This window comes from Pseudomonas sp. CFSAN084952 (genome assembly GCF_009648855.1).
Classification (GTDB): Bacteria; Pseudomonadota; Gammaproteobacteria; order Pseudomonadales; family Pseudomonadaceae; genus Aquipseudomonas; species Aquipseudomonas paracarnis.
In genome coordinates, this window is sequence record NZ_CP045767.1 from 2641658 (window position 1) to 2658448 (window position 16791).

13 protein-coding genes are annotated in these 16791 nt (G+C 54.1%); 6 read left to right on the forward strand and 7 right to left on the reverse strand.

The window, feature by feature from the left end; all coding sequences use genetic code 11:
- Positions 1 to 89 precede the first annotated feature (89 nt).
- A complete protein-coding gene (locus tag GH769_RS11820; RefSeq protein WP_032902438.1) occupies positions 90 to 707 on the forward strand; it encodes a LysE family translocator in 618 nt (205 codons plus the stop codon).
- 273 nt (positions 708 to 980) lie between these two features.
- On the opposite strand, the gene GH769_RS11825 is transcribed toward GH769_RS11820, so the two are convergent.
- Positions 981 to 1496: a GNAT family N-acetyltransferase gene (locus GH769_RS11825; protein ID WP_032902439.1), complete on the reverse strand. Its 516-nt coding sequence runs from the start codon at positions 1494 to 1496 to the stop codon at positions 981 to 983.
- A gap of 117 nt (positions 1497 to 1613) precedes the next feature.
- On the reverse strand, positions 1614 to 2828 hold the full coding sequence (locus GH769_RS11830) for an aldose 1-epimerase family protein (RefSeq protein WP_032902440.1): 1215 nt from the start codon (positions 2826 to 2828) through the stop codon (positions 1614 to 1616).
- Between the two features lie 497 nt (positions 2829 to 3325).
- Between GH769_RS11830 and GH769_RS11835 the strand changes: the two genes are divergently transcribed.
- A complete protein-coding gene (locus GH769_RS11835; RefSeq protein WP_032902441.1) occupies positions 3326 to 3628 on the forward strand; it encodes a hypothetical protein in 303 nt (100 codons plus the stop codon).
- A gap of 1773 nt (positions 3629 to 5401) precedes the next feature.
- Here the strand turns inward: GH769_RS11835 and GH769_RS11840 are convergent.
- The 5 genes from GH769_RS11840 to GH769_RS11860 form a co-directional block, all read right to left on the reverse strand.
- On the reverse strand, positions 5402 to 6667 hold the full coding sequence (locus GH769_RS11840) for a HEPN domain-containing protein (protein ID WP_032902442.1): 1266 nt from the start codon (positions 6665 to 6667) through the stop codon (positions 5402 to 5404).
- Between the two features lie 460 nt (positions 6668 to 7127).
- Entirely contained in the window at positions 7128 to 8498 is a 1371-nt protein-coding gene (locus GH769_RS11845) for a hypothetical protein (protein WP_133244175.1), read from the reverse strand.
- A 2-nt stretch (positions 8499 to 8500) separates the two neighbouring features.
- Positions 8501 to 9658 (reverse strand): ATP-binding domain-containing protein, encoded by a 1158-nt coding sequence (locus tag GH769_RS11850; RefSeq protein WP_032902952.1) that lies wholly within the window; start codon positions 9656 to 9658, stop codon positions 8501 to 8503.
- The gene (locus GH769_RS11855; RefSeq protein ID WP_032902951.1) at positions 9648 to 11078 is read right to left on the reverse strand and encodes a protein kinase; all 1431 of its coding nucleotides are present in this window, start codon (positions 11076 to 11078) and stop codon (positions 9648 to 9650) included. Before GH769_RS11855 ends, GH769_RS11850 begins: the two co-directional genes overlap by 11 nt.
- A gap of 149 nt (positions 11079 to 11227) precedes the next feature.
- Complete coding sequence (locus tag GH769_RS11860; protein ID WP_050587239.1) at positions 11228 to 12172, reverse strand: LysR family transcriptional regulator; 945 nt, start codon at positions 12170 to 12172, stop codon at positions 11228 to 11230.
- A 94-nt stretch (positions 12173 to 12266) separates the two neighbouring features.
- Between GH769_RS11860 and GH769_RS11865 the strand changes: the two genes are divergently transcribed.
- From GH769_RS11865 to GH769_RS11880, 4 genes are all read left to right on the forward strand, one after another.
- On the forward strand, positions 12267 to 13451 hold the full coding sequence (locus tag GH769_RS11865) for an MFS transporter (RefSeq protein ID WP_014718628.1): 1185 nt from the start codon (positions 12267 to 12269) through the stop codon (positions 13449 to 13451).
- Between the two features lie 59 nt (positions 13452 to 13510).
- On the forward strand, positions 13511 to 13993 hold the full coding sequence (locus tag GH769_RS11870) for a VOC family protein (RefSeq protein WP_032902950.1): 483 nt from the start codon (positions 13511 to 13513) through the stop codon (positions 13991 to 13993).
- A 245-nt stretch (positions 13994 to 14238) separates the two neighbouring features.
- Positions 14239 to 15615, forward strand: coding sequence for a cystathionine beta-synthase (locus GH769_RS11875; protein WP_032902948.1), 1377 nt, complete (start codon positions 14239 to 14241; stop codon positions 15613 to 15615).
- On the forward strand, positions 15612 to 16778 hold the full coding sequence (locus GH769_RS11880; protein WP_032902946.1) for a cystathionine gamma-synthase: 1167 nt from the start codon (positions 15612 to 15614) through the stop codon (positions 16776 to 16778). The genes GH769_RS11875 and GH769_RS11880 overlap by 4 nt, the downstream gene beginning before the upstream one ends.
- Positions 16779 to 16791 lie beyond the last annotated feature (13 nt).

Below are 16791 nucleotides of genomic sequence, written 5' to 3' on the forward strand. Positions count from 1 at the left end.
CGCGGGGCCAGAAGCCCGGCCACGGAGTGTTAAACCGCGCTTCATCTGTTTATCCTCAAGACTTCCCGACCTGCCAACCCGGAGCCGCCATGGACCTCGCCACCCTCGCCCTCTTCCTCCCCGCCTGCTTCGCCCTGAATATGGCCCCCGGCCCCAATAACCTGCTATCCGTGAGCAATGCTACCCGCTATGGCTACCGCACCTCCTGCCTCGCCGGTCTCGGCCGCCTGCTGGCCTTCGCCGGCATGATCGCCCTCGCGTCCGCTGGCTTGGCGGTGGTACTGCAAACCTCGGAGTTGTTGTTCTACGGGATCAAGATTCTCGGCGCGGCGTATCTGTTTTACTTGGCATATCAGCTATGGCGCGCAGACCCGCAGCAGGTAGAAACCGCGACGAGCAAGGTAGGCCTGTGGGCCTTGGCGCGGCAGGAATTTCTGGTGGCCGCGGGCAACCCCAAGGCGATCCTGATCTTCACCGCCTTCCTCCCGCAATTCGTGGTGCCCGGCCAACCCATCACCGCGCAATTTGCCCTGCTGGGTGTGATGTTCCTGGCCCTGGAATGGGTCGCCATCAGTGCCTACGCCTATATGGGCCTGCATATGCGTCGCTGGTTTGCCGAGCCGAAGGGCAAGCGCCTGTTCAATCGCTGCTGCGCAGGTTTGTTGTCAGCGGCCGCGGCGGTATTGTTGACTGCGCGCAGGGCGTAACCGCGGTGGGAGCGCCCCTGGCAGCCGACGCCGATCGAGCTGTGCCCCGCGATCCAAATGTGGGAGCTGGCTTGCCTGCGATGGCGGTGGTTCAGTTGAAAATTCAGTGACTGACACACCGCCTTCGCGGGCAAGCCCGCTCCCACAGGGGATCTGTGCCTGGCACTGATTTTGACGGCAATGCATGACCAATGTGGGAGCGGGCTTGCTCGCGAAGGCGGCCGGGCAGCCGACGACGATTCAACTGATGCCCAAGTTGCGTAGATACCTATGCTATCTCAACCGCAAACCATACCTCACCTCCACCAGCGCCACACCGCCTCTCTCAAGATGGCGCTCAGTCCCGGCCTCCTCGACACACCCCGCCCGGCGATAAAATCGAATAGCCCGTTCATTACCGGCCAAGACCCACAGCGTTAAACGCTCATAGCCTTGCGCCAACAGGTCTTGCAGGCCGGCATTCCACAAGGCCAGCCCGACGCCGGAGTGCCAATGCTCGGCGAGCACGTAGATGGCCATGACCTCACCTGCATTGGCCTGCACGGCGTCTTCGTCACGGCTGGCGCCAACGGATATCCAGCCGACAATCTGCTGGCCCACCTCGGCAACCCATACCGTCGACTCACCCGAGGCAAGCGAGCGAGCCCAATGGGCTTCGCGCCGAGCAAGCGTTACTTGCAATCCGCTCAAGAACTGGGCGGGCATCAGGTCACGGTAGGCGTCTTGCCAACTGCTGATATGCACCTGGGCAATGGCCTTCGCGTCGGCGGGTAATGCTCTGCGAATCACGGATAGGCTCCTGAAATACGGTTATTCCAGTATGCATGCCCATCGATGACAGTTGCAGGGCGCGGGTTCCGGCGTCGATGAAGAGCGCCGGGGCCCGCGTGAAGGCTCCAGCCAATGTCACCCCTTGGTCAGATCCACCAAAGGCGTCTGCCGCACCTCAGTCTCCCGCCCACCCTGAATCTCGCTGACCTGCTTCAAAGCCTTATCAACAGCCGCCTTATCCGCCAACAAGCTGTAGCTGATACGGAACTGCTTGTATTCCTTCGCCCCGATCGTAGGCACTAGGTTCAGTGGCCGCTGATAACGACGGTTATAGGAAAAACTCGTCCCCGGCTCCAACCCCGTGACATAGCCCTGCCCTTGGGTATCAGTGTTCTTCCACAGCGAAAACACCGGCAGTGTCTGCGTATTGAAACCAACCGAAACCCCCAGGCTGCCGGCCTTGTTATGCAGCACGGTCAATGTATCGCCATTGGCATCGGCATACGGCACCACGTTGTAAACCGTTTCGTCATAGTCCTTGGTCGGTGCGCGATAGGTTTGCCAGTCGGCCAGTTCGCCCTTGGCCTTGTCATTGAACGGCGACACCTGCTTCACCGGCGCAACGAAACGCGCGCCCTGCTCCAGGAACGGGGTGCTGAAGTTACTGTGATACAGCGCCTGATATTCCTTCGGATAATCGCCATTGTTGGTCAGCGTGTCGTTGAGAGCGAACACCACACTGCCGGGCTCGGTGACCAGTTCGGTCGCAACAGAAAAATCGACCTTCTTGAACGCCTGCTCTTTCAGCTCGCCGCGCAGGGTGATGGCGTACGGCGGCTTTTCATCGATATGCAGGGTGACTTTATTCGCAGGAATATTCGCGGCCCGACCGTGCAGGGTCAGCAGCTCACCGTTGTCGATACCAGGGTGCCCGACCCATTCGTAGCCGCAGCGAGTAACCAGCTCATTGAAACCCTCCAGCCAACCCAGACCACCACGGCCATTGAGCTCGATAAAGGACGGATTGACCACTTCCTTGACCGGCGAATCCCAGCCCATGCGCACATCGCCGACCGACGCCTGCAACACGTTCATGCCACGTGTCGGCACTACCGAGAGCTTCATCGTGCCGTTATCGATATCGACGATGCTCACGCCCTCCTGCCGACCACCGTGCAGGGTGCGCAGGGTAACGCTGAAGGGCTTATCGGTTTGGATGCCGAGCTGCTGGCTGGTGACCTGCCAGTTCTGGGCGGCTTTGTCGGTATCGAGGAGCACGTAATCCCAGGCTAGGGCTTGGGAGGCGGCAGAGAATGCGCTGAGGGCAACGAGGAGTTTGAGCGGGATCATGGCGGTGGCCTTTATTGGAGTTGTTTGCGCTTTATAAACTCGATGAAACGTTTCAGCAAGCTTAAAAAGCATGGCGGTGCATGGAAATGCCAAAAAGTGTTGAGGGAGTATTCAGGAGATTGAAACGGTGCGATTGCAAACACAATGGACAGCAAAATGGATGGATTGATTTACCTGCTGGGTCGTCATCAGCTTCAGCGTATAGAAGCCGTTTACAACCTCAAGGTTGATACTCCAACGCATTGACGCTTATAGTCCGCCCCGTCGCCCCTATGGCGATCAGGTTTGGCGACCTGACTATCGGATGCAAAAGCACTGCGCTTTTTTGCAGATGCTGCTGCACATTCGCAAAGCTGCCTCAATGGCAGCTGTGCGCGGGAGACCTTCGGGTCTGCCGGGTCTCCGATACCGGTTCGCCAACCTGCGTACAGCTGCCACCCGATCGTTTGGCGACAACTGGGTGGTGGTTAACCGCGGCACTTATCGGAGATTCAAAGATGGAAAGATATATCCCCCTTACCGGAATCGATCTGGTTCCAGCGTCCCTGCTCATTGATTCGGAAGCACCGCTTGATGTGCTGCAAGCGATGGCCGACTATCGCATTCGTACAGTGACTCAAGTGTTGGAGAACATTGCCTTTCGGGGTGAAGTGGACGCTGACTGCGTTGTGCTTTCAGACTTCGCACAATTGTTGGCTATACCTTTGCGTGACGGATGTGACCTGATGGATGTCATCGGACGGCGATTGCGGAAGGAGGCTTCCGAGGTGGAAGTTGCGTCTGCCGCGACCGTTAGCTAGCGAGCGGTCTCCGCGCGCTGGAGTCGGAAGCCAGCGCGTGGGGATAGAGTGAGCGTCGTCTCATCGACTGCAATCGGCCAAAGGCTGACATTGGTGAGTTCACCATTTCGCAGGGCTGAACCATCGCGTCGTGGCGACATCTGCCTCCCAAGCCGATTGAAGGGCTAAATATTCATTCCTCTCCAGCCGTGATGGCATAATGCCTCTTCGAGGTGTGTTCTCGCCGTCTGTGTGCGAGGGCCCGTGAAAATTCTTCAGACTCTAAGAGTTTGAAACTGACACGGTGAATTGGGCGCAAGTCATAGCTTTTGCCCGAGATGAGAACATGCATGAATCCATAAAGCCTCTTAATCGGAAAATTTACGATTAGTTCCGGGGCCAAAAGTTGACCGAGCAATCCCTATGAATAGCTTCATAATGGCATTATACGAACTACTAGCATTCCTTGGAGGATGCATCTTATTTTCTTTACTACTCGATAAACTGATAATGCGAACTCAGAAACGTTCAGCCAGTTTTTTTAAAGGTACCACTGTAATAAGTGCGATTCGTCGATATTTTTTTCGACTGCATCGTTTCAATCTTATAAAAGCGCTGACTCTGTCACTTGTTATATATTTTTTTTCGCAGTTGATCCTCCGCTTATGCGAAATAATATTTGATATTACTTTGAGCTTTCCCTGGTATTTTCTACCAGGACTCTACATTGGCTGTGCTGTTTTGTTTCTACCAATGAAAGGGCAAGGTTTAACCGCAGCGCTCGATAAACGCCTCTCACTAAGTTGGGATCGAGACGACAGCTTGGCGCTTCATATACGGCAACGAAAGATACATTTCCTATCGCCGGCTTTTACGAATTCTTTAGCCATGGCTGCCGCCACTCACTTGCTGGATCTCCGTGCCTGCACCATCGGCAATCCGGTAAGGCTCGATAGTTGGCTATTTGCGCCGCAGCTGTCCAGAGCAAATCCAGAACTACGGAAATTTCAAAACACCCTAAATTTGCGTAAACTCAAAAAGTTCAGTCCTTCTTTGAAAGCAAGGCATATTTCACTACTGATGGAGTGTGCGATAACTAGGCACAAGAGTTCAAGGAGATGGCCAAACGAGAATCCTAGAAGGACTTTAAAGATATTTGGGTTTCTCAGGTGCGTTGTCTTTTTGCAAAAATTTGCCACCACAGCCATGTCGTTTGTACTGTTGTTGCCACGTTGGCGCTCCATCGCCCGTTCTTTGCAATCGTTACCAGAACCGAATTTTAGTGCTACCTACCCGATGCAAAATGGAGCACCCAGCACTCAGCGAATTAGGGACGCAGAGCTTGTGTTCAATGCACATATTTCTACCTGTAGGGTAAGTCTCTTACCGTTGGAGCGCATGGGCGTCTTTACTGTGATTACTCTTGTGGCTCATAACCCTAGAGTGTCTTCTCAATTAGGTTGCTGGACCACGGGCATACGAGTCGAATGAAGGAAATCATTAGGTAGGCAGTCCAGGCTGAGCGAACACTAACTTGGAATTAATAATCCACGACTCCGGTGTGTACTCCCAACCAATTCCTGTGCTGATGTAGTGACGGTTTATGGCCGAAAGCTTCCTGGCGCGAAAGGTAGATATCGGCCATAAGCAGACATTTAGAGTCGGCCATGAGTCGGTTTCTGTCGTTCCTTACCTAGCATTTGAAACGGGGGAGCGTAGCTTCTCTCTTTCATTTCTCGAAGTGAACTTCAGAATGCACGTGAGTAACCACATGCAGTGCCTGAAGTAACGAGTTCATTCGCTGCTGGTGGAAACGCCTAGTCTTAAATCACGAAGATGATCGAAGAAACGATCTTCGATGTTGCCTTGGCCTGACGAATTCAATTTATGATAAAGTCGGAAAGTATGCAGTATGGTTTTGGCTGCAATCGTTTCGGTCTTCTTAATGAGTTCTACATCAATATCGATTTTGCCAGTGTGAACAAGTGCAGATCGAGTGTCGTATATTTTTTTTATATTTTTATAAATGCCTACTCTCTCTTCGCGAGGGTAGCAGAGTAGCGCGATATACTCAGCGAGCGTAATTCTAATGGGTGTATGCTTGTCTCGGGAAAATATGGCTTCGATTGCGATAACATATGAGATAAACCCCAGTACTCTGTCGGTGCCGTTCAGCGCACGAGAAAAGAAATTAAGGGCGCTTTTGAGTCTTGCGAAAAGTTTGTCATTGTGGTTTGTGATCATGTTGGAGTAGACGCTAAATTCCTCATCCAGAGAATCATAAAAGCCGCTATCCGGACAGAGGTTAATCCTAGTGGATACGGTAAGTGGGGAGCGCTCTATTCCTCCTGTCACTTTATTTATGAGGAACACATGGTTTGTATCAATTTCATTGCTTGCCCATCCACCACCTTTACAGCCCGCCAAAACTCCATATACCTCAAGTAAGTTTGTAAAGTATTTCAGCTTCCATCTTCCATAGTGAAACGCTGCATCCTCCGCCCCATGCACCTCAAACATTATTAGCGGGCACTTATTAATTGATCCGCTCCCTTGGTACGTCTGGTGCTGATGATCAGTTCTAGAGACGCTCGTGAGCTTGAACTCAGCTTGAAGTATTTTTTCTAGGCTCTCGAATTCATGAGACTTTGTTTTTACCGTGAATGCTCCGAATTTGAGATCAAGATCCTTATCTTTGCCAAGCGGGAAGTTACGTAGAGGATTGTTGAATATGTAAGGAAAAACCGCAACCCAGTCACGGCGATCGTTTGTGGATTCAACGTAGTCGCTGATGGCTGTGGCAGCTTCCTCGGGGTCATGTATTCCATGATTGACAATTACTGAATGTATGAGACCCATAAAAAAATCATAATCTAGGTGTTTAGCCGCGTATGTTGTTTTTGTAAGTGCTTTGAGTAAGGGCTCATCAAATTCGAAAATTTCGAACGCCCCCTGGTAGTCCTCATTGCCCTCGTTCGCGAGTGAGTCGATGTACTTTGGAATCAAATGCTCTAGACGTTTGCTAACTGCCGCTATGTCAATTTTCTTATCTTTAGCCATTTTTAATCTTCTATGATTTTTCTAGTTAGCGGGAGGCTAATTTATAAATATTTTCGCTGTCTTCCTAACCTCCTGCGCTCCCGCGCCCGGCTCATACGCTCGGGGTAGTAGCTGTTTTTTCGGTCGTCGACGGACCGGCCGGTGTCTCAGTGAAAAGGTCATCAGTGACAGGATCGACAGCCATGACGCTTTCAACGGGGCAGTCGGAAATTATCCCGATTCAAAGCCATCTTTGGCCAGATTGATATCCATTGCAAGGGGCCACTATGGGTCGTTAGCTGTACTTGGTCGAGAGTCCGCTTCTGGCCGATTGCTGCCCGTCAAGAACGGCAGTAATCGGCCAAAAGCTGACGATCGATTAAAGGCAGCTTTAGCCGGTAGCGGACGCCAGTAACTAACTACTATCGGCTCATATAAACCCGCTTACTAAATTATTCGGAGGCACCTACAGATATTCAAACTATTTTCGCCCGCCTTTTGAATTAGAACGCCTCGTCTTAGGGGCTGGATCTTCAGCAGCTTGGAAAACAGTGTCACCGAGATAGAGCTTGCTTTTATCAGCAACCTTCATGAACTCGCTAACAAACTTGTAAAGCATTTCTATTTCGACACTGCTAACTGGTGTTTCCACAACCGCGCCGCCATGGTCCGCGTCCCTTATATTTCCTGCCGACTTGAGCCTAAACTGACATACCACTCCTGGAATAATTTCCATCGACAGAACTTTTGGCAGGAGTTTTGGCAGCTCTTGAAAAGCCCTCTCGTTATCTAACGAATCAAGCCATTGATATTCGGCCCAAGAAATATCACAAGAAGAGATCTCCTCCCAAGAAAAGCTACTTTTGAGTAATTTTTCAATATTTTTGACCGCCCGGGCCCAAGCTGGATCCCAAGAAGTAGGCCCGCATAGTGCCGCGATTAGGCCGAACCAAACATAAATTGAAGGATTGCGCTTCACAATATCTTTCAAAAGAAAAACATGAGAAGTTCCTCGCCCTACTAAAAAGGCCGCTAATGCGATTTCCAACTCTGCCTGATCATTGTGATCTCGTGAGCCGCCTAAACGGGCCGACCAATCTTTCGAGAACTTTCTAAAAGCAACGACACGATTTTCAGCGGAGTCACTTAATAACCCCATATAATCCGTTATCGAAGGTCCATTGCCGAATAAATCTTTATTATCTGGATGACATGATTGAAGGAGCTGTTCGGCTCCGGCATTATCATTCCAAGAAACACTAACCCTATTCCAAATTGGCTGCAAGGATTTGATATGAATTAAACGATCAACAAATCTGCGATCCAATGACAACGATTCCAAACGTTTAATACATTCCTGCGTTACGAAGTCGTCCTTATGAGCAATCGACGCTCTAGCCACCGAAAAACTGTATGTAGCAGTAGAGCGCGATAGCGGAATCGACGCAACCGAAATATCCCCATCACTTTGTGCCAGCATCTCTCCAAGTATCACCGATGGCCATCGGTCTGGGCGGGACCAAAAGAACTCTCCTTGGCCTGCAGTTTTTTTGACTGAATCAAAATCAGCTCTACTGACTACTCGGCCAAACTGACTTAGTGGAAAGGTTTCTGGAGCATAAGTTTTGAGCCACGCAAACAACTCAAAGGTTTTTACTGGCGGCAAAATAATTAGATAGGGAGATGAGTAGCCGTACCGAGAGCTTTGCTTAGAGTATCCAAGAATCGCTCCCAAACCAATAGGCTCCACCGCTTCAATAGAAAGCTTTGGTGTATACGGGCTATTCAGCATCGAAAACAATGCATCCGGCAAATCATCCCGTGAAGAAAATTCGAAGTCTAGCTCAGTCATCGTTAATCATCCGGAAAAAGATTATCAAGGCCAAATAAAGTAGGCTTGGCAAATGCTGCCTCTACTTTAATAGTGGTTTCTCCGCATCTATAAACATTCAGTGCTGTCTTAGCGCGCGTGACACCTGTATAAATCAGCTTTGTCCGTCGCAGCGGGAATTTTGTAAGACCTTCAGCGCCAAAAATATGTACACACCTAAATTCAGTTCCTTTTGAGGCATGCAGCGTCATGATGTGAATTAAGGCGTCTCCTGAAAAAGTCGCATCAGAATCCACTCCGTGAGTGCAAAGCTTGCCTTTTAACTGCGTTGCCTCAAGGTAATTCTTTACTTCGAGTCGGTCTTCTTGCCGAGGGCAAAATATACCAATGGCCTCATCAGGAAACGCATCCAGCTGAACCTCGATTAATTCAAGAATTTTATTTAGTTGTTCAACCCTAGGCTGACTCGGGTGCAATATCGCTGAAGACTCCCCCTGAATAGTCGGATCATAGTTGCAGGTGGACTCCAGAGTTACACCTCTTTTTACTGGAGGCATTAGCTTATCTGCGACCTTAGCAATCGCTTGTCCAATTCTAAAGTGACGAGTTAACCGATGTGTATCTAGCCCAAGCGCTCCCGCAGTTCCCATACCGTCCTGATTATAAATGCCTTGTCGCTCATCGCCACATATACAGACTTTATCTGAAAGTTCTAGTAAAGCTGTGAGTTCACCTACAGAGAGATCCTGAGCCTCATCAACAAAAATAGCACTGTACATTTTCTCCGAGGGCCTAGCTTCGTTTGCGGCTATCAAATTTTTCAATGCTTCATTTCGAGAGTCGTCATCAAAATCCCCCTCACTCCACTTTACCTTGCTTCCGAGATTAAGATTTACATACTCAGCGAGCCATGAGTGAAATGTTTTAATTTGGCTAGCTTTTACAAAACCTTTTGCGACAGCTCCGCTCCGAATGAAGTCAGCAAGAGAGCGAGTGTAGGTTATGAATAAAATATCTTTTTCACCACTCCCCACCATAACCTCAGCACGGAGAAGGAGTAAATTAGTCTTTCCAGACCCCGGCGGCCCTGATAAAAGATAGCGTCCTTCCATCGGCAGCCCAATAAAATCGATTTGCGCTTGATCCATTTCTTTCTTACTACGCCACCAATTACCGTTCATTACTCGCCCTCTTAAGTTCGATCTGTCTTCCATAAAGTGATTCAATGGAGTCAGCTACTGAACAATGTGACTCGACTTCACCGAGAGCGCTCTCAACAATTTCAGCTACCGATTCAGCAATAATACTTCCAGCATCATCTATGGCATCAGACATTGAGACCGTACCTAGAAGCTTAAGCATGTCCGGATCAAGTGCAAAATCTGACTCGGGCTGATATATAAAACCCGACGCAAGAATATCGACCGAGCCAGCATATAGCCCCGTCTTCCAGTAAAAACTAATATACGCCACTACTGCTACATTATCACTGTATGCGAATTGAAAGCTCACAACCTCTCTGTTGCTCACTTTTGATTTGGAAAATGATAAAGGCAAATCTGTTCCGCAGACAGAAATTAGCAATAGTTTAATTTTATCGATCAGCGACTCCTGGAATCTATCCCTATCAAAATTCAATGCTCTTTCGGAATCGGTTTGCTTGTTTGGCCTGGATTTCAAGCGAGCTCGAAGTTTATTAAGCCCAACATTCTGCTCTTGCACCTCAAAGTCAAGCCAGTCGACAAGCGTCAGTCTAGCCTGCATGTCCTTATTTAGACATTTAGCCGCCAGCAATTTCAAATATGCTAAGCGACTAGGATTTCCATCTTTAAAATTTGGTGGGTTCAGAAGCACTGCTTTTGCGACGAGCCAACGGTTCCCTGCTTCTATTTCAGCTCTGAACAGAGGCTCTTTCATTATCAAATCATGCAAAACCGCACCTACTTGATAAATATTGAGCCCCTGCCACAGCTCACGCGAAGGTTCATCCAAACGAAACAGATATTCAGGAGAGCTGTATTGGGCAGTAGCTAAAAAGGGCCTTTGAGTGCCCTGGTCGGTATCGGCAGCACCGGGGCCTGGATCAAATTCACGAACAACGCCCAAATCTAAAAGCTTCAATTTCCCCCAGCACTCTGAGACATGAATATTTTCAGGCTTTATATCTCGGTGTACGATGCCGTGGGCTTCGAGATAAAGAACGGCACTCACCAGTTGCCGTATAAGTACTTCGACGGATACATCAGGTACGTATTTAAGTACCTCTTTTAATCTCGGCCATTCAACATATTCCATTTCAATGACAGCGGTATCATCGAAGTTTTCTATCGAAAATGTTTGAACTAGATAGTCGCATTCATGACCTATAAGTCTACGTTGGAGCCCTAAGCGCTCTTGTTCTTTCGACCCCTCCTCGTCGCTAATAAACCTCGGGTCGAAAACTTTAAAAGCTCGCTTGTCTTCGCCATTAACTCCACGAAATACTGCTGCAGAACCACCGGCTGCGAGGAAATTAATCTCCCATTTCACACCGCTTTTTTCAAGATATCGCTCAAGCTTAACCAGTAACTCATCGATTTTTTCTTGTGACAAATCAGGCATACCTAACTCCTTGTAGGCACGGTCGCCTGTTGGCGGCTACCGGCAACCTACGTACAGATTGCCACTATTAATGGCAGTCTGCCAAACCTTAAACCTAAGTATATGATTCTCCGCTGTGACCCGAGCGCGGCTATTCAGGAAACGGCAGCTTATGGCCGAAATCCGCCGTTCACCCCCGCCAAAAAATCCAAAGCCCCCCCCTCACCCCCACACCTCTCCACCAAAAAATCCACAAACGCCCTAACCCGCGCCGGCATCGCCCCTCCCCCCACAAACACTGCATGAATCGGTTCCACATCCCCAGGATTGAATTCCTCCAACAACACCACCAACTCCCCCCGTCTCACTTCCTCCACCACACTAAACGCCCCAATCCTCGCCACCCCCGCCCCCAGCTTCGCCAACTGCGCCAATGCCTCACCACTATTCCCTTCAATCGTTCCCGCCACCTTCAGCGAAAACTCCCGCCCTTCCACCCGAAACGGCCAATCCGGCGCCGCTCTGCGGAAGTTGAAGCGCAGGCAGTTGTGTCGCAGTAAATCCTGCGGCGTCACGGGGGTGCCATGCCGTGTCAGGTACTCCGGTGAAGCAACGATAACCTGCCCGGTAGAGCCGATAAGGCGAGCGGTCAGGGGGCTGTCGGCGAGGGGGCCGAAGCGGATGGCAACGTCGGCTTGGCCGCCGAGGATGTCCACGACTTCGTCGCCGAGCATCAGGTCGACGACGATGGCGGGATAGCGGGCGCTGAAGGCGGCGATCAGGGGGACGATGGTCATGCGGCCGTGGGCCAGTGCGGCGCTGACGCGCAAGCGTCCGCGTGGGGCGCCCTGGTCGGTGATGGCGTCTTCGACTTCGGCCATGTCGGCGAGGATGCGTCGGGCGCCGCGCAGGTAGGCTTCGCCTTCGGCGGTGAAGGTGATGGCGCGGGTGGTGCGCAGCAGCAGGCGGGTGCCGATGCGCTGTTCGGTGCGGGTGATGATGCGGCTGATGGCCGATGGGGTCAGCCCCAACGCCCTGGCCGCGCCCGACAGGCTGCCGTGCTCGGCGACCATGGTGAACACTTCCATCTCTCCCGAACGCCCGCCGATGTCCATTTGTGCCTCCTGCGCAAAGCTGTAGTTCCCAACCAAGGGCTACTGCTGCAAAAGGCAGGATTGTAGCATTCGGCTCACAGATGAGGAGTCACCCATGCGTATCAATCCCCCCCTTGTAGCATTGTCCGTCGGTGCCTTTGGCATCGGGGTCACAGAGTTTGCCCCTATGGGCATGTTGCCCGGTATCGCCGCTGATCTTGACGTCTCCATTCCTGCTGCGGGGCTGTTGGTAAGCGCCTACGCCATGGGCGTGTTGATTGGCGCGCCGATCATGACCCTGGCGACGGCCAGGGTGCCCCGCCGTTATCTGCTGATAGGGCTGATGGCGATTTTTACCCTGGGTAATTTGCTGTCGGCGTTGGCCAGCAACTACCAGACATTGATGATCGCCAGGCTGGTGACGTCGCTCAATCACGGAGCGTTCTTCGGGATTGGCTCGATCGTGGCCGCAAGCCTGGTGGCGCCCGAGAAGCGCGCGGGGGCTGTGGCGGCGATGTTCATGGGGCTGACCCTGGCAACTATTGGCGGCGTGCCCCTGGCGACCTGGTTTGGCGAGAACTTTGGTTGGCGCACCGCGTTCTGGGGTATCAGTGGGCTTGGCGCGGTGGTCATGGCCGCGCTGTGGTGGGCCTTGCCCAATGCGCCGGCGCCCAAAGGCGGCGGGCTGATGGCGGAAATCCGTGTGCTGGGGCGCGGGCCGGTGCTGGCCGCGTTGGCGCTGACCGTGGTGGGTTCGAGTGCGATGTTTACGGTATTCACCTACATCGCGCCGATTCTGCGGGACGTTACCCACGCTTCGACCAACTTCGTCACCGGGATGCTGGTGCTGTTCGGAATCGGCCTCACCCTGGGCAATGTGTGGGGTGGCAAGTCAGCGGACCGCTCGGTGGACCGCACCTTGATCATCTCGCTGGTGGTGTTGATTGCCGTGCTGTTGGCCTTTTCGGTGCTTATGCAATGGCCGTTGCCCGCTGCGCTGTCGATCCTGCTGTGGGGCGCTGCCAGCTTTGCCCTGGTGCCGCCGCTGCAGATGCGGGTGATGGAGGCCGCCAAAGATGCGCCTAACCTGGCTTCGGCGATGAACATCGGTGCGTTCAATTTTGGCAATGCGATTGGTGCGGCATTGGGTGGCGCGGTGATCAATGCCGGGCTGGGCTACCCAGCCATTTCCCTGGCAGGCGCACTGATGGCGGGCCTGGGCTTGCTGATGGTATTGGGGCTGAGCTGGCGTTCGCGGCGGGCCGACGCACGCGCTGGCCGGGAGGCGGTGCAAGCCTGAGTAGCGTTGCAGGTTGTTCGTCTAGACTTCATGCACCTTTCAACCCGAGGAGCCTTGCCATGAACAACAAGAATACGATCTGCCTCTGGTACAACGGCGATGCCCTGGCGGCAGCGACCTTCTACGCCAACACCTTCCCCAACAGCGAAGTAAAGGCCGTACACCGTGCGCCTGGCGACTATCCGGCTGGCAAGCAGGGAGATGAGTTGACCGTGGAGTTCACCGTGCTGGGTATCCCCTGCGTGGGCCTCAATGGCGGCCCCCTGTTCAAGCACAGTGAGGCGTTTTCCTTTCAGGTGTCTACCGAGGATCAGGAGGAAACAGACCGCTTGTGGCACGCCATCATCGACAACGGTGGGCAGGCGAGCGCTTGCGGTTGGTGCAAGGACAAGTGGGGGCTGTCGTGGCAGATCTCGCCGCGGGTGTTGGTCGAAGCAGTTACCAGTAAAGATCCTGCCGTCGCCAAGCGTGCATTTGAAGCGATGATGACCATGACCAAGATCGACATCGCTGCCATCGAAGCCGCCATTGCCGGGAACTGAACGGTGGGAGCGCTCGAGCCCTAGCGAGGCCGCGATGGCGGTGGTTCAGGCAACATAAATGCCAACAGCACCACCGCCATCGCAGGCAAGCTCCCACATCTGGATTGCGCGCCCTCTCCCATGCGGCAAAAAAAGTCATACAACGGACGCCCGGTTGCGACACGGGCGATACCGGCCTATGTTCCAAGCCATGCTGTTTTTTTGCTGCCCCCCGCCCTACGTCCATCCCGTAACCAGGAGACGACATGCCCACGCCTTCACGCCCTGCCGTACTTGAACTGATCGGCAACACCCCGCTGGTCAAGGTCAGCCGCTTCGATACCGGCCCCTGCACGCTGTTTCTCAAGCTTGAATCGCAAAACCCCGGCGGTTCCATCAAGGACCGCATCGGCCTGGCGATGATCGACGCCGCTGAACGCGACGGTCGCTTGCGCCCGAGCGGTACCATCATTGAAGCCACCGCCGGCAATACCGGCCTGGGCCTGGCGCTGGTGGGCCGGGCCAAGGGTTACCGGGTGGTGTTGGTGGTGCCCGACAAGATGTCCACGGAAAAGGTGCTGCACCTCAAGGCCATGGGCGCCGAGGTGCATATCACCCGTTCCGATGTGGGCAAGGGCCATCCCGAGTATTACCAGGACGTGGCGGCACGCTTGGCCAAAGATATTCCAGGCTCGTTCTTCGCCGACCAGTTCAATAACCCGGCCAACCCCTTGGCCCACGAGACCAGTACCGCGCCGGAGATCTGGGCGCAGACCCAGCACGATGTGGACGCGATTGTGGTGGGCGTCGGCTCGGCCGGCACCCTCACCGGCCTCACGCGTTTCTTCAAGCGCGTGCAACCCGAACTGGCCATGGTGCTGGCCGACCCGGTCGGTTCGGTAATGGCCGAATACAGCCGCAGCCGCACCCTGGAAACTCCCGGTTCCTGGGCCGTTGAAGGGATAGGCGAGGACTTCATCCCCTCGATCGCCGACCTGTCCAGCGTGCGCCACGCCTACTCCATCAGCGATGCCGACAGCTTCGACCACGCCCGCCAATTGCTCAAGGCCGAAGGCATCCTCGGCGGCTCATCCACCGGCACCCTGCTCGCCGCGGCCTTGCGCTACTGCCGCGAGCAAACCGAGCCCAAGCGCGTGGTCACCTTCGTCTGCGACACCGGTACGCGCTACCTGTCGAAGGTTTACAACGACCAGTGGATGAACGACGCGGGCCTGCTGCAGTACAAACACTACGGCGACCTGCGCGATCTGATCGCGCGCCGCTTCGAAGACGGCCGCGTGATCAGCGTAAGCCCCGACGACACCCTGCTCACCGCCTTCCAGCGCATGCGCCTGGCGGACGTGTCGCAACTGCCGGTGCTGGTCGATGGCCAGACCCTGGTGGGGGTGATCGACGAGTCCGACATCCTGCTGGGCCTGCACCACGACGCCGCAGATTTTTCCATGACCGTCGCCAGCGCCATGACCAACACCCTGCACACCCTGGCCCCCAACGCCAGCCTGGCCGAACTGCAGGCTGAACTGGATCGCGGCCTGGTCGCCATCATTGCCGACGCCTCAGGCTTTCATGGCCTGATCACCCGCGTCGACCTGCTTAACCACCTACGGAGATCCCTTGCATGAGCCAGCCCGATAAAAGCGCGTTTGCCACCCGTGTGATCCACGCCGGGCAGTCACCCGACCCGACCACGGGCGCGCTGATGCCGCCGATCTACGCCAACTCCACCTACCTGCAAGACAGCCCCGGCGTACACAAGGGTTTTGACTATGGCCGCTCCCATAACCCCACGCGTTTCGCCCTGGAACGCTGCGTGGCCGACCTTGAAGGCGGCAGCCAGGCATTTGCGTTTGCCTCGGGGCTGGCGGCGATCTCTACCGTGCTGGAACTGCTGGATGCTGGCGCGCATATCGTCTCGGGCAATGACCTGTACGGCGGCACTTTCCGGCTGTTCGACAAGGTGCGCCAGCGCAGTGCCGGGCACCGCTTCAGCTATGTCGACCTCAGCGACTTATCGGCGTTTGAAGCGTCATTGCAGGACGACACGCGCATGGTCTGGGTCGAAACCCCAAGCAACCCGCTGCTGAGCCTGACCGACCTGCGCGCCGTGGCCCGCATCTGCCGTGCCCGCGGGATTATCTGCGTGGCCGACAACACCTTTGCCAGCCCCTGGATCCAGCGCCCGCTGGAGTTGGGCTTCGACATCGTGGTGCACTCCACCACCAAATACCTCAATGGGCATTCTGATGTGATCGGTGGTATCGCTGTTGTCGGTGATAACGCTGAATTGGCCGAACGCCTGGGCTTCCTGCAAAACTCCATCGGCGCCATCGCCGGGCCGTTCGATGCCTTCCTGACCCTGCGCGGGGTAAAAACCCTGGCGCTGCGCATGGAGCGCCATTGCAGCAATGCCCTGGACCTGGCCACCTGGCTGGAACAACAGCCACAAGTGTCGCGGGTTCACTACCCGGGCTTGCAATCCCACCCACAGCACGACCTGGCCAAGCAGCAAATGCGCGGCTTTGGCGGGATGATTTCAGTGGACTTGAACAGCGACCTGGCCGGCGCGACGCGCTTTCTGGAAAACGTGAAGCTCTTCGCCTTGGCCGAGAGCCTGGGGGGCGTGGAAAGCCTGATCGAGCACCCGGCGATCATGACCCATGCCAGCATCCCGGCGGCGACGCGGGCGCAATTGGGGATTGGCGATGGGCTGGTGCGGTTGTCGGTGGGGGTTGAGGATGTGGAGGATTTGCGCGCCGATCTGGCTCAGGCCTTGGCCCACATTTAACCGCCATGATCGT